At 62.1% G+C, this 12,759-nt stretch carries 14 protein-coding genes; 2 read left to right on the forward strand and 12 right to left on the reverse strand.

What is annotated here, in order from left to right; genetic code table 11:
* Window positions 1-10 precede the first annotated feature (10 nt).
* The 4 genes from QQJ84_RS03645 to QQJ84_RS03660 are packed head-to-tail and all read right to left on the reverse strand — an operon-like array spanning window position 11 to window position 3,914.
* A complete protein-coding gene (locus QQJ84_RS03645) occupies window positions 11-1,162 on the reverse strand; it encodes an acetyl-CoA C-acetyltransferase (protein WP_284256646.1) in 1,152 nt (383 codons plus the stop codon).
* Window positions 1,163-1,178: 16 nt separating this feature from the next.
* Window positions 1,179-1,931 (reverse strand): enoyl-CoA hydratase family protein, encoded by a 753-nt coding sequence (locus QQJ84_RS03650; RefSeq protein ID WP_284256647.1) that lies wholly within the window; start codon window positions 1,929-1,931, stop codon window positions 1,179-1,181.
* Between the two features lie 14 nt (window positions 1,932-1,945).
* Entirely contained in the window at window positions 1,946-3,013 is a 1,068-nt protein-coding gene (locus QQJ84_RS03655; protein ID WP_284256649.1) for an NAD(P)H-dependent flavin oxidoreductase, read from the reverse strand.
* Window positions 3,006-3,914 (reverse strand): enoyl-CoA hydratase, encoded by a 909-nt coding sequence (locus QQJ84_RS03660; RefSeq protein ID WP_284256651.1) that lies wholly within the window; start codon window positions 3,912-3,914, stop codon window positions 3,006-3,008. The genes QQJ84_RS03655 and QQJ84_RS03660 overlap by 8 nt, the downstream gene beginning before the upstream one ends.
* A 168-nt stretch (window positions 3,915-4,082) precedes the next feature.
* Between QQJ84_RS03660 and QQJ84_RS03665 the strand changes: the two genes are divergently transcribed.
* Together QQJ84_RS03665 and QQJ84_RS03670 are read left to right on the forward strand one after the other, a co-directional pair.
* Window positions 4,083-4,919 (forward strand): sugar phosphate isomerase/epimerase family protein, encoded by an 837-nt coding sequence (locus tag QQJ84_RS03665; RefSeq protein WP_284256652.1) that lies wholly within the window; start codon window positions 4,083-4,085, stop codon window positions 4,917-4,919.
* Between the two features lie 136 nt (window positions 4,920-5,055).
* Complete coding sequence (locus tag QQJ84_RS03670; RefSeq protein WP_348522661.1) at window positions 5,056-5,595, forward strand: flavin reductase; 540 nt, start codon at window positions 5,056-5,058, stop codon at window positions 5,593-5,595.
* A gap of 65 nt (window positions 5,596-5,660) precedes the next feature.
* Here the strand turns inward: QQJ84_RS03670 and QQJ84_RS03675 are convergent, their stop codons facing one another.
* From QQJ84_RS03675 to QQJ84_RS03710, 8 genes are read right to left on the reverse strand one after another with little or no spacing between them, the layout of a single operon-like run.
* Window positions 5,661-7,262 (reverse strand): FadD3 family acyl-CoA ligase, encoded by a 1,602-nt coding sequence (locus QQJ84_RS03675; protein WP_284256653.1) that lies wholly within the window; start codon window positions 7,260-7,262, stop codon window positions 5,661-5,663.
* A 10-nt stretch (window positions 7,263-7,272) separates the two neighbouring features.
* Complete coding sequence (locus QQJ84_RS03680; protein ID WP_284256654.1) at window positions 7,273-8,475, reverse strand: acetyl-CoA C-acyltransferase; 1,203 nt, start codon at window positions 8,473-8,475, stop codon at window positions 7,273-7,275.
* A gap of 3 nt (window positions 8,476-8,478) precedes the next feature.
* Window positions 8,479-8,940: a MaoC family dehydratase gene (locus QQJ84_RS03685; protein ID WP_284256656.1), complete on the reverse strand. Its 462-nt coding sequence runs from the start codon at window positions 8,938-8,940 to the stop codon at window positions 8,479-8,481.
* On the reverse strand, window positions 8,940-9,716 hold the full coding sequence (locus QQJ84_RS03690; protein ID WP_284256657.1) for an SDR family oxidoreductase: 777 nt from the start codon (window positions 9,714-9,716) through the stop codon (window positions 8,940-8,942). Before QQJ84_RS03690 ends, QQJ84_RS03685 begins: the two co-directional genes overlap by 1 nt.
* A gap of 4 nt (window positions 9,717-9,720) precedes the next feature.
* On the reverse strand, window positions 9,721-10,623 hold the full coding sequence (locus tag QQJ84_RS03695; RefSeq protein ID WP_284256658.1) for an SDR family oxidoreductase: 903 nt from the start codon (window positions 10,621-10,623) through the stop codon (window positions 9,721-9,723).
* Window position 10,624: 1 nt separating this feature from the next.
* Window positions 10,625-11,077 carry a nuclear transport factor 2 family protein gene (locus tag QQJ84_RS03700; RefSeq protein WP_284256660.1) on the reverse strand — a complete coding sequence of 151 codons (453 nt, stop codon included), beginning with the start codon at window positions 11,075-11,077 and terminating at the stop codon, window positions 10,625-10,627.
* Window positions 11,074-11,724, reverse strand: coding sequence for a gamma carbonic anhydrase family protein (locus tag QQJ84_RS03705; protein ID WP_284256661.1), 651 nt, complete (start codon window positions 11,722-11,724; stop codon window positions 11,074-11,076). Before QQJ84_RS03705 ends, QQJ84_RS03700 begins: the two co-directional genes overlap by 4 nt.
* A 1-nt stretch (window position 11,725) precedes the next feature.
* Complete coding sequence (locus QQJ84_RS03710) at window positions 11,726-12,754, reverse strand: acyl-CoA dehydrogenase family protein (RefSeq protein ID WP_284256662.1); 1,029 nt, start codon at window positions 12,752-12,754, stop codon at window positions 11,726-11,728.
* Window positions 12,755-12,759: the final 5 nt, after the last annotated feature.

Consider the following 12,759-nt stretch of genomic DNA (forward strand, 5'->3'; position numbering starts at 1 on the left):
CCTCGGCTGTTCACAGCCTCTCGATTATCGTCACATTCGCCTGGCCGCCGCCTTCGCACATGGTCTGCAACCCATAGCGCAGCCCTCTGCGCTCCAGCGCGCCGAGCAGTGAGGTCATGATGCGCGCCCCCGTCGCGCCGATCGGGTGGCCAAGCGCGATGGCCCCGCCTTGCACATTCATTTTCTCAAGCGGAATGCCCAGCTCCTGCATCCAGGCCATGGGGACGGAGGCAAACGCTTCGTTACACTCGAACAGATCAATATCCTCCAGTCTCATGCCAGATTTCTTCAGTGCGTATTGTGTGGCAGGAATCGGGCCGGTGAGCATCCAGACCGGGTTTGCGGCGCGCACGGACATATGATGAATACGCGCCCGGGGTTTGAGATTGTGCGTTTTTACAGCACCCGCGGAGGCGATGAGAAGGCACGCCGCCGCATCACAATTCTGGCTGGCGATACCGGCGGTAATGATGCCGCCTTCGCGCACCGGCTTCAGCGCCGCCAGCCCTTCCAGCGTGGAGCCGTAACGCACGGTCTCATCCTGCGCGAAATCACCGATGGGGGCGATCTCCTTCTTGAACCAGCCATTATCGATCGCGGTCTGTGCCCGGCGGTGAGAGGTGAGTGCGAACACCTCCATCGCCTCACGGCTGATCCGCCATTTTTCCGCGATCATCTCGGCAGAGCGGATCTGGTTCACTTCCTCATCGCGATAGCGGGCATCCCAGCCCTTGGCGCCGCGGAACGGATCGTCGAACCCGTAGGCCTGGCCTGCGCTCATCGCGGCCATGATGGGAATCCGGTTCATGGCCTGGCTGCCGCCCGCCACGATCAAATCCTGTGTACCGCTCATCACGCCCTGGGCGGCAAAGTGTACTGCCTGCTGAGAGGAGCCGCACTGCCGGTCCACGGTCACGCCGGGCACCTCCTCGGGCAACCCTGCCACCAACCATGCGGTGCGGCCAATATCGCCCGCCTGCGCGCCGATGGTTTCCGTGCAACCCCAGACCACATCCTCCACTGCGGCAGGGTCGATGCCGGTACGTGCGATCAGCGCCTTGATCGGATGGGCGGCCAGATCCGCCGGGTGCATCGCGGCAAGCGAGCCTTTCTTACGGCCGACAGGCGTACGCACCGCGTCGATAATATAGGCTTCGGGCATTTTCGCTCTTCCCTTCTTAGAAACTGGCTGCCTGGCCCTTGTTTTGAACAAAGGCGTCGCGTGCTTTCTGGCTATCCTCGTGCATGTACATTTCCAGAGTGAAACCTTGCTCGATCCGGTACAGCTCCGCTGGATTGTTGGGTTCGATCAGATTCAGCGCCTGCTTGGCGATTACCAGAGCCGCGCGGCTCTTGGCGGCGATGCTGCCGCAAAACGCAAACGCAGCATCTCTCAACTCTTCCAAAGGCACGACCTTTTCGACTGAGCCATGCCGCCACAACTCCTCCACCGGCACGCGCCCGCCGGTGAAGAAATTCGCGCGCACCTTCTGCACAGGCAGCATACGCGACATGAAGGCCGCGCCACCCATGGCGCCCCGGTCGATTTCAGGCAACGAGAAATAAGCCCCTTCTGCGGCGATCAGCGCATCGCAGGCACCCGCGATATTCACCCCGCCGCCGATCACGAAGCCATGCAGCGCCCCCACCACTGGAATCGCGCAATCGCGGATTGCCTTGAATGTTAGATAATTATCTTTGTTCAGCCTAGTGATACGTTCAGGATGTGCCTGCATCTCCTTGATATCGACACCGCCGCAAAAGCCGCGCCCCTCGGCGCGGATCAGCAGGCAACGCACGGCCTCATCCGCACTGGAGCGGTTGACGAGGCCGGGTAGCGCCGCCCAGCCTTCGGTATTGAACGCATTGACTGGCGGATGGTCCAGCAAAATCTCCGCAACGCGGCCGTGGACATTGTAATGGATTGGCATGTTCTCTCCTTGTTTCAGGCGGTGCCACGGAGTACCGCCAAGCGGCTGCGGGCTTCTGCCATAATGCGCTCCACCAGCTCCTGGCAGGTGGGAATCTCCTCGATGCGTCCGCCAACCACGCCGGTCGCCATCACGCCATGCTCCAGATCGCCATGCACCATCGCCTTCTGGATCAGCATCGGCATGGTCGCGGCCAGCATCGCCTGGCGCAGAGGCGCCTCTCCATGGCTAACCATTTGCCGTGCAGCCTTGAACATTTGTGGCCAGCTCTGGCTATTTTGCCGGCGTAGCTCAATACCCGCTTCCAGGGCGCGCAGCCACAGGCCGATTTTTCCGGAGTGTTCGATTTTGTCGAGCAATTTCGTGCGCACCATGCGCTGGGGAATACCGTCCAGCCGCGTTGTCACCACGATATCGCCGGTCCCGGCCTTTAGATAAGCGGCCTTTACATTATCCGGCACGGGGCTTTCCGTGGTGAGCAAAAAGCGAGTGCCCATGGCGATGCCCACGGCGCCAAATGCGAGTGCGGCCGCCAGTCCGCGCCCGTCGGCAAAACCGCCACTGGCGATGACCGGAATCTTCACGGCATCCAGCACCTGCGGCAGAAGCACAGTGGTAGGCACGGAGCCGGTATGTCCGCCGCCTTCGCCGCCCTGCACATTCACCATGTCTGCGCCCAGCTTCTGCATCGTTACCGCATGCTTGACCGCGCCCACGGTCGGTACGCAGAGAATACCCGCCTCCTTGAAGCGCGAGATCATCTTCGCATCAGGCCCGCGTCCGAAGCTTACGGCGCGTACCTGCTCCTTATTGGAGATAATAAGCTCTACGATCTCATCAGCACCGGGCTGAAAAAAATGAAAATTAACTCCGAATGGTCTGTCCGTTCCTTGCCGCACGGCAAGGAGTTTCCGGTCCACCTCGCCAGGCGTCATCACCGCGGCGCCCAGAAAGCCGAATGCTCCGGCCTCGCACGAGGCGATGACCAGGGAAGGCTCCGCCACCCAGCCCATCGCAGTTTGGATGATCGGGTAAAGGCAGCCCAAGCGCTCCACCATCACCGTGCGTAGCGGGTCAGTCATCGTTTTCGCTCGCCTGCCGCTTGTTGGCGGCGGCCATGGATTTCGCATCCATTCCGCCAAGGCTGTTAGACGAGACGATGTCGCTCTGCGCGTGGGCGAAATGATGCATATGAAAATGCGCATCCGCAGCGGTGCGCTTGCCGCGCAGATCCTCGACATGGTTGAGCGCCTGTTTGGTCAACCAATTGCCCAGGCGCGGCCTTGTGGCGAGTTCCAGCGCCATGGCTTTTACATCCCCATCCAGCTTCTCGCGCGTGGAGAGCCGGTTGACCATGCCAAAGTTATAGGCGCGCCCTGCGCTCATCCGCTCGCCCAGCATGATGAACTCCTTGGCCACGCGCGGCGGCAGTTCGAAGCCATGCGCAAAATACTCGACACCAGGAATGCCCATTCGGTTCACGGGATCCTGAAAAAACGCATCCTCCGTGGCGACGATGAAGTCGCACACCCAGGCCAGCATCAGCCCTCCGGCGATGCATGCCCCCTGCACTGCGGCGATGGTGGGTTTGGGAATATCGCGCCAGCGGCGGCACATACCGAGATAGACCTCGTGCTCGCGGGTATATAGCAACTCAGCGCCCGGCTTGTTGGTATGGCCGGGAAATAGCCCCCTACGGTCGAACTCCTTGTGCAGATCGCGCCCCGGCGTGCCGATATCATGTCCGGCGGAGAAATGCTTGCCCGCCCCCTTCAGCACGACCACCGAAACCGCGTCGTCATCCACCGCGCGTTTGAAGGCCGCGTCCAGCGCGTAGGTCATCTGGCTGTTCTGGGCGTTGTTATATTTTGGCCGATCCATGATAACATAGGCAATCGGCCCATCCGTCTCGTAGCGGACAGGCGTGCCGGTCTCGTAGACAATCTCAACCTGTTTGGGTTCGATGAAGCTGTTCAATTCCATATTATCCTGCCTTGGCGGACTTCGGTAAAGCGTTGTATTGTGCTACGCGTATCATAACCTAGCAAAATAATCTGTATTAATCGATTTATAGTTCTTTATATTGACATTTTGCGTATAAAATGGCAAGTAGATAAACAGCATCGACATTCAATTTGGGGTTTGTCAGTATTGTCGCAGCCGTTTTCCGGGGGAAACGCCCTGGCACTCGACCATCTGACCGCGACGGATGCCACACCATCGCAACTGGTGGAGCTGGCGGCCGAGACCGGATGCCGGGCGGTCTGCCTGTTCCTTGAGCAGATGGATCTGCTGCCGCTGATGCCGCCATTCACATTGCTGGGCCGTTCGGCTGAGGCGCGTGAGACTAAGGCGCGGATGAGCGCGCTGGGGGTGGAACTTGATCTCGCCTATCCCTTCACCTTGTCAGCCCGCGCGAAGGCCGATGACTTTCGCCCATCTCTGGAGGCTGCCGCCTGGCTGGGCGTTAAGGCGGTGAATGTTCTGCATTATGATCGTGAGCCGGAGCGCCGTTTTGAGAGTTTCGCGGCGTTCAGCGCGTTGGCAGGGAGTCTTGGTTTGAGGGTAGTGCTGGAATTTTATCCGCCCTCGCAGGTAAAGTCGTTGGCCGGGGCTTTGGCGCTGGTGAGCAGACTGAATCAGCCGGAGCAGGCGGGGGTGAACGTGGATTTGCTGCATCTGATGCGCTCGGGCGCCACATTGGCTGAGCTGCGCGCCGCCCCTGCTGACTTTGTGCATTACGCTCAGTATTGCGATGGCCTCTTACCGGGCCCAGCGCCGGGGCTGAGTCTGGATGCGGAAGCCGGCACAGGCCGGCTGCTGCCGGGAGATGGCGGCTTCGACCTCGCGGGCTTTGCTAACGCCTTGCCGCGCGGCACCAAAGCCAGCGTGGAATTGCCGCGTGATGAGGCGGCGCGGAGCGGTGAGTCCAAATCGGCGCGCGCCCGCCGGGCTGTGGAGATGACTGCACGTATTTTATCTTTTTGATATTCAGCACCGATGCTCGATGAATGAATGAGGATGATTGTTAACCGTACATCATGATTTCGCGTTCAAGATGTACATAATTTGCGCCGTAAAAACGATAAAATAAAAATATTTATTAAGTTATGTATCTTGATATTTGAAGATATTCGTAATTACAACCGATTCAACCAAGGGGGTCAACATGCTCGGACATACGCATTTTCGTGAAGCCATGGCCCGTCTGGGGGCGGCGGTGAATATTATTACGACGCGTGGTCAGGCGGGCGATGCCGGTATGACCGTTTCCGCTGTATGCAGCGTCACGGATGATCCGGCCACCCTCATCGTGTGCATCAACCGTTCCAGCCGTCAGCACGTGGTTTTCAAGAATGCGGGCATCATTTGCATCAATGTTCTGGCGCCGGAGCAGGAAGAGCTTTCGGGCATCTTCGCGGGCAAGGATAACCTACCCATGCAGGAGCGCTTTGCCCGCGCTTCTTGGTATGTGCTGGCCACCGGTGCTCTTGCTTTGGAGCATGCGGCCGCGAGCCTGGATTGCAAGGTGGCTCAAGCGGTGGATGTGGGGACGCACACTGTATTTTTCTGTGAAGTTGAGGCTATTGAGCTTGGCGTCATCAATGCGGGTTTGGTCTATCATGGCCGCGCCTATCATCATATTACCCACGCCGGCGCGTGAGCATCAAATGGCGTGGCTTTCTGGAGAGCGGCGCAACAGAAGCCTGAGCTGGCTCGCGGATTATATCATTTGTGGTTGCGCAACTCCACGCGCATGACCTTGCCGGCTGCATTCCTTGGTAGTTCGGTGCGAAATTCCACGCTGCGGGGCACCTTGAAATTCGCCATGTTTTCCCGCGCCCAGGCGATGATCTCCGCCGCGCCGGCCTGCTGGCCGGGGCGCAGCACCAGGAAGGCCTTGCCGACCTCGCCCAGCCGTTCATCGGGAATGCTGATGACCGCGGCCATTTCCACTTTCGGATGCTCGCAGAGAATTTTCTCGATCTCCGCTGGATAGCAGTTGAAGCCGCCAGTGATAAACATGTCTTTCTTGCGGTCGGTGATGCGCAGATAGTGGCGTTCGTCCAGTGTACCGATATCGCCGGTATGCAGCCAGCCATCCTTGTCGATCGCCTCCTCCGTGGCTGCGGGGTCATCCAGATAACCGCGCATCACGCCATAGCCGCGCACCAAGATCTCGCCCGCTACACCGGCGGGGAGCGTGTTGCCCTTATCATCCACGCATTTAATCTCGATGCCCGGCACGGCACTGCCGCAACTGCCCGCCACTGTCTCAACCGGGTCGCCCTCGCGGGTCATGGCGATGACGCCGCATTCCGTCATGCCATAGCCGCTGAAGATGGTCTCGATGCCAAGTTCCCCATGCATGCGCTCGATCAGCACCGGCGGCACCACGGCCGCCCCCGTGACAGCGACGCGCAGCGATGAAAGATCAAGCCCGTTCTGGGCTTTTTCGGCAAGTAATGTCTGATAGATGGTCGGCGGCCCGGGCAGGAAGCTGATCTTCTGCTCCAGGATCAGGCGCGCGGCCTGGGCGGGCTCGTAAACCGGCATCGGCACGACAGTGGCGCCGCGCAGCAAGGCGGACACCCAGCCGGCCTTGTAGCCGAATGTATGGAAGAACGGATTGACGATGAGAAAACGGTCGCCCGCGCGCAGAGTCATCAGTTTTGCCCAGCCATGGAACAGGGAGATGACCTGATAATGCGTGGTGAGCACGCCCTTCGGTGCGCCGGTGGTACCTGAGGTAAAGAGAATATCGCAGATACCATCGGGAGAAACCGCGTTCAGCGCGGCATCCACGGCCTGGGGTGGAATATTGGCGCCACCGGCGATGAAGTGATCCCATCCGCCGGGCCGCGCGCCCCCGAAGATGATACGCCGCCGCAGGCCGGGCAGTGCCTCGTCCTGCAGCAGCGCCTCATAATCGGTGCCGAGGAATTTGCTGGTCATGCACAGCATCACCGCATGGGCGCGGCGGAGGATATCGCTGGCTTCGCGGCCCTTATAGCGCGTGTTCAGCGGCACGATGCGCGCGCCGCAAATCTGCGCGCCCAGTGTGGCAAGTATCCATTCCCGGCAATTGGGCGCCCAGATGCCCACCGTCTCGCCCGCCTTCAGCCCGGCTGCGAGGAAGGCGGCGGCGGCGGCACGGGCGCGGGCCCAGAGTTCGGTGAAGCTCCATGTCTCGCCATTTTCGATGACGGCGGGGGCGTCACGGAAAATCATGGCTGCGGCTTCGATGGCGGCGGGAATGGTGATCGGCCGGGTGAGGCGTTCTTCCAGGTCCGGGAACGAGATTTGCTCAGGCGCGAAGGCGAGTTTCATGCCAGGAGACCTAGAAAATCTCGAACAGACCGGCGGCGCCTTGGCCGCCACCGATGCACATCGTAACGACGCCGTATTTCACGCCGCGCCGCTTGCCCTCGTAAAGCAAATGCATCGCCAGGCGCGCGCCGGTCATGCCGAAAGGATGGCCAACGGCAATCGCGCCGCCATCAACATTGAATGTTTCCGGATCGATGCCCAGCGTGTCGCGGCAATAGAGCGCCTGGGAGGCGAAGGCCTCATTCAGCTCCCAGATGCCGATGTCGCTGACCTTCAGCCCGGCGCGGGCGAGCAGCCTGGGCACTGCGAAGACCGGGCCGATGCCCATTTCCTCCGGCGCGCAACCCGCCACGGCGAAGCCGCGCAGGGCGCCCAGTGGGGTCAGGCCTTGCTGCTCCGCGAGTTTGGCGTCAATCAGCAGCAATGCGGCGGCGCCGTCGGAAAGCTGGGAGGCGTTGCCGGCGGTGATGTTCGAGCCTTCCTTGATGATTTCGCCATCCTGGAATAACGGCTTCAGGGCCTTTAGCGCTTCCAGCGTGGTGCTCGCGCGCGGGCCTTCATCGCTGGTCAGTGTAACCTCTTTGTAGGTGACTTCGCCGGTCTCCTTGCTGGTCACCGCCATGCGCGTTTGCAGCGGCGCGAGCTCCTTGTCGAAACGTCCGGCCGCCTGCGCCGCGGCGACGCGCTGCTGGGAGAGAAAGCTGAACTCATCCTGCGCGTCGCGGGAAATCTTGTAGCGATCAGCGACGATTTCCGCCGTTTCGATCATCTGCATCCACATATGGGGCATATGGTCCAGCACGCTTTGCGAACGGGCGCGGTAGCTGTTCTTATGCTTGGTCTGGGTGAGGGAGATGTTTTCCACGCCGCCGGCGATGATTGCGTCCATGCCATCAACCGCAATCTGCTTGGCGCCGGTGGCGATGGCCATCAGTCCCGAGCCGCATTGCCGGTCGATGGTGGTGCCGGCGATGCTTTGCGGCAGACCGGCGGCGGCGACCGTGAGGCGTCCGATATTGTAGCTCTGATTGCCCTGCTGCGAGGCGCAGCCGAGCAGAATGTCTTCCACCAAAGCCGGGTCGATGCCCGCGCGGCGTACCACCTCGGCGGCGACGTGGCCGGCGAGCGCCGCGGCCTCGGTATCGTTATAGGCACCGCGATAGGCTTTGCCGATGGGGGTGCGGGCGGCGGCGGCGATGATGGCTTCACGCATGGCTCAGGGCTCCGAAAAATAGCGGCTGATGGTATCGGCGATGCAGGCGGGTTTTTGCGCTCCTTCAATTTCGACGGTGACGCGCACAATGGATTGAATGGCGCCTTTCATCTCCTCAACCGTCAAAATTTCCCCAACGCCACGCAGGCGCGCGCCGCAGGGAACGGGGGCGAGAAAACGCACGCGGTCCAGCCCGATATTCACCCCGGACGAGAAATTCCGCACCTCCACCATCTCGGGCAGGAAGAGATTGACGAGGCTGAGCGTGAGATAGCCATGGGCGATGGTGGTGCCGAAGGGGCCGGTCCTGGCGCGTTCGGAATCGACGTGAATCCATTGCTTGTCGCCGGTGACTTCGGCGAACCCGTCGATGCGCTTCTGGTCGATGGTCAGCCAATCCGTGGGACCGAGTTTCATACCCTCGGTGCCGAGCAGCACGCGGGGAGATTCGAAAATGGCCACCATCACGCCCTCTGGCTCGAACAGGAGACGACCTCGCCGGTCATGTAGCTGGAGAGATCGGAGGCGAGGAACATCATCACATTCGCCACCTCCCACACTTCCGCCGGGCGGCCGAAGGCTTCACGCTTCACGAGTTCGGCCAGCACCTCCCCGGTGGTGACCTTGGCAAGGAACGGGTGCATGGCGAGGCTGGGGCTGACGGCATTGATGCGCACGCCATGCTCGGCGGCCTCGGCAGCCGCGCAACGCGTGAAGGCCATGACGCCCGCCTTGGCGGCGGCGTAATGGGCCTGGCCCTTTTGCGCGCGCCAGCCCAGCACCGAGGCGTTATTGACCATGACGCCGGATTTGGCCGCGTACATGGCGGGCAGAAAGGCGCGGGTCATGCGAAAGAGCGAGGTGAGGGTGACATCCAGCACTCTGCTCCATTGCTCGTCGGTCATCTCGGTGATGGGCACCTCGCCGCCCAGCCCGGCATTGTTGATCAGCACATCCACGCGCCCGAATTTTTCCAAGGCCACGTCACGCAGATTTTGTACCTGCGCTTCGTTTGTCACGTCGCATACGCACACATCCGGACGGGTGCCGAGCTTTTCGCCAATGCGGTCAGCGGATTCGTTCAACCGGCGTTCATGGAAGTCGCTGAGCAGCACCCTCGCTCCTTCCTCGGCGGCGCGTTGCGCGGCGGAAAAGCCGATGCCGGTTCCGGCGGCGGCGGTGACCACGACGGTCTTGCCATTCAGCAGGCCGCGCGGTTCAGGATAGGCGGGAATGGCCATGGTGCTATGTCCCGTAAACCGGCTTGGCCGGATGGCGGGAGGCCAGCAGTTTTTCCACCACCGGAGTCAACTCGGATGCTTGCCAGCGGGTCCCCTTGTCCTCGGCTGGGCCGTCCGTCCAGCCTTGGGAGAGGAAGATTTTTCCACCCTTCAACTCAAACACCTGGCCGGTGACGAAGGCTGATTGCACGCTGCACAGCCAGGCCACGAGAGGTGCTGTGTTCTCCGGCGCGAACACGTCGAACGCGCCCTCTTTGGCGGCCATTTCGAAGCCACCGGTCGCGGTCATGCGGGTGCGGGCATTGGGAGCCAGGGCGTTGGCGGTGATGCCGTAGCGCTTCAGCTCCGCTGCCTGCACCAGGGTGAGGCTGGCGATGCCGCCCTTGGCGGTGGAATAGGCGCTCTGGCCCATGGAGCCTTGCAGCCCGGCGCCCGAGGAGGTGTTGATGATGCGGGCATCGACAGGTCTGCCCGCCTTCTGCTGGCCGCGCCAGTAATCCACCGCGTGGCGGGAGGTGCAGAAGTGCCCGCGTAGATGCACGCGCAGCACCGCATCCCATTCCTCCGGCGCGCAGGAGACGAACATGCGGTCCCGCACGAAACCGGCGTTATTCACCACGGCGTGCAGATCGCCAAAGGTATCCAGAGCGGTTTTCACGATTCGCCCGCCGGCTTGCCAATCCGCCACGTCGTCGTTGTTGGCCACGGCCTCGCCGCCCAGCGCCTTGATCTCATCCACCACCTTCCCGGCGGCGCCTTTGGTGGCGTCTGTCTCGCCATGGGTGCCGACACCGAGATCATTCACCACAACCTTCGCACCTTCCGCCGCCAGGCCCAGCGCATAGACACGGCCCAGACCATTGCCGGCGCCGGTCACAATCACCACGCGGCCTTTGCAAATTCCCATCTCAGCCGTCCTTGTCCATTAGTTGTTTTTTCAGATGCGCGCTCGTATCCCCCGTGAAGTCGACACGCGCATACAGGCGCTCGGTAAAGCGCCACTCGCCGTCCATGTGCTGGAACTTATCTTCATAGCGCCCGGTGGCGACGATCTGCAGCGCGTAAGCCTCCGTTGCCTGCAGCACGGTCCATTGCGAGCGGCAGCTTGCCGCGTTGCCGTCTGGTGCCAGTGTGATGATCGGGTTGGTTGTCAGATGCCTGGTGCGGGGCGAGCCGCCGGCATACAGTTGCACCCAGCCGCGCCAGAGTTCGGCGATGGCTTCCTCGCCCGCAATGCGCTGCCCGCCGATGACGAGCGCGCCATGGTTGAACAGCCGCGCGGCGCCGGGGAAGTCACCGGCGTCGAACAACTCCGCGTAGGTATAAAGCAAATTCGGGATGGCGATGGCTGCGTTGTTCATGACGGCTGCTCCCCGGACTGGGCCGCGGCGCGGCGCTCGCGCGCACGCGCGGCAGGGCCGTGCAGACGCACCGGAATGGCGTTGGAGCGCATGCGCGCCCGGTCTGGTTCGGCCTGCGGCAAGGGAGACACTTCCACGCAACCCAGCAACATTTCATGCGCCAAGCGTTGATATTCGCCATCGCCGTCATTGCGCCAGGTGATCTGCCAGGGCTCGAATTGTTTGATGATGCGGGCGGGGTTTCCGGCGACGAGGCTGCGCGGCGGCACGATGACATCGTTCTTCACCAGCGCCAGCGCCGCCACCAGCGATTCCGCGCCGATCACCGCATGGTCGAGCACCACGGCGGAGATGCCGATGAGCGCATTCTCCTCCACCACGCAGCCATGCAGCACGGCACAATGCCCCACGGTGGCACCGCGCTTGACGATGCAGTCAGCCCCCGGCGAGGAATGCAAAGCGCAGTTATCCTGGATGGAGCTGTCACCTTCCACGATGATGCGCCCGAAATCCCCGCGCAGCGAGGCGCCAGGGGCGATGAAGCAGCCGGGGCCGATGATCACGTCGCCGATCAATGCCGCCAGCGGATGCACGAAACTACTGGGGTGCACGACCGGAACCAGGCCCTGGAAGCTATAGCAGGGCATCTTACACTCCTGCCCTGGCGAAACCATATTCCGGCCCAGCGGGCGCCTCGCGCAGCCGTGTCAGGACACGGTTACGATGGAAGCCGGGCCCGCCCCAGGTTGCGCTCAGCGCCAGGGCGCGCTTGAGCAGGAAATGCACATCGACCTCCCAGGAATAACCCATGGCGCCATGCACCTGCAGCGAGGCGCGGGTGGCGAGATCGGCCGCTTCGGCCGCTATGATTTTCGCGTGGCTGATACGTGCGCGGGAGAAAAGATCGCGCTGGGCACAGCTCGCGGCGGCGGCGTGGATTACCGGCTTGGCGAATTGCACCGCTACCTGTGCGTTGGCGAGAAGGTGTTTCACCGCTTGATAGCTGCCGATGGGTTTGCCGAACTGTTCGCGGGTTTTGGCGTATTCCACCGCGATATCGATGGCGCGCTGGGCAATCCCCGTGCATTGCGCCGCCGCGAACAAGGCGCCGCGGTCCAGCGCATCCCGCCAGAGAGCGGCATCGCGCGAGAGCGGTGTACCGCTCGGTTCCCATTCCACCTTGAACAGACGCCGGAATGGGTCGAGGCTTTGCTGCCTTGTGAGTTTCACCTCGCCGGGATGACGCAGATAGGTCGCCCCCTGATGTTCCAACAGCAGGGCGGCGGCGGTGTCGGCATCCGCGACGTAGGGATTGATGGCGGGGCCGATGGCGAGGCTTCGCGCGGTGTTGGAAAGAAGCTCGTGAGACGGGTTAATGGCGGCGAGCAGGGGGGCCGCGATGCCAGCGCTCTCCACGAGCGGTTCTGGCAGCCAGGCATATCCAGCCGCCTCGGCGGTCAGCGCGAAATCGACCTCGCCCAGGCCCAAGCCGCCCGCCATTTCGGGCAACAGGATCATTGTGAGGCCGGTTTCCGCGATGGTGGACCAACGTGCCTCGTCGCGCGCCTCCTCCTTGGCCAGCATGGCGCGCAGCTGCGCGGAGGAGGCGGTAGCGGCGAAAAGCTTGCGGGCCGTCTCGGCCATCATCAGCTGGTCGTCGGTGAAGCGGAAATCCATGGCCG

Source organism: Acidocella aquatica (assembly GCF_030160635.1).
Classification (GTDB): domain Bacteria; phylum Pseudomonadota; class Alphaproteobacteria; order Acetobacterales; family Acetobacteraceae; genus Acidocella; species Acidocella aquatica.

What these genes read in the sequence shown, in the direction of transcription:
- QQJ84_RS03645 (WP_284256646.1), bottom strand. Translation starts at nt 1,162, where the DNA reads ATGCCCGAAGCCTATATTATCGACGCGGTGCGTACGCCTGTCGGCCGT.
- QQJ84_RS03650 (WP_284256647.1), bottom strand. Translation starts at nt 1,931, where the DNA reads ATGCCAATCCATTACAATGTCCACGGCCGCGTTGCGGAGATTTTGCTG.
- QQJ84_RS03655 (WP_284256649.1), bottom strand. Translation starts at nt 3,013, where the DNA reads ATGACTGACCCGCTACGCACGGTGATGGTGGAGCGCTTGGGCTGCCTT.
- QQJ84_RS03660 (WP_284256651.1), bottom strand. Translation starts at nt 3,914, where the DNA reads ATGGAATTGAACAGCTTCATCGAACCCAAACAGGTTGAGATTGTCTAC.
- QQJ84_RS03675 (WP_284256653.1), bottom strand. Translation starts at nt 7,262, where the DNA reads ATGAAACTCGCCTTCGCGCCTGAGCAAATCTCGTTCCCGGACCTGGAA.
- QQJ84_RS03680 (WP_284256654.1), bottom strand. Translation starts at nt 8,475, where the DNA reads ATGCGTGAAGCCATCATCGCCGCCGCCGCCCGCACCCCCATCGGCAAA.
- QQJ84_RS03685 (WP_284256656.1), bottom strand. Translation starts at nt 8,940, where the DNA reads ATGGTGGCCATTTTCGAATCTCCCCGCGTGCTGCTCGGCACCGAGGGT.
- QQJ84_RS03690 (WP_284256657.1), bottom strand. Translation starts at nt 9,716, where the DNA reads ATGGCCATTCCCGCCTATCCTGAACCGCGCGGCCTGCTGAATGGCAAG.
- QQJ84_RS03695 (WP_284256658.1), bottom strand. Translation starts at nt 10,623, where the DNA reads ATGGGAATTTGCAAAGGCCGCGTGGTGATTGTGACCGGCGCCGGCAAT.
- QQJ84_RS03700 (WP_284256660.1), bottom strand. Translation starts at nt 11,077, where the DNA reads ATGAACAACGCAGCCATCGCCATCCCGAATTTGCTTTATACCTACGCG.
- QQJ84_RS03705 (WP_284256661.1), bottom strand. Translation starts at nt 11,724, where the DNA reads ATGCCCTGCTATAGCTTCCAGGGCCTGGTTCCGGTCGTGCACCCCAGT.
- QQJ84_RS03710 (WP_284256662.1), bottom strand. Translation starts at nt 12,754, where the DNA reads ATGGATTTCCGCTTCACCGACGACCAGCTGATGATGGCCGAGACGGCC.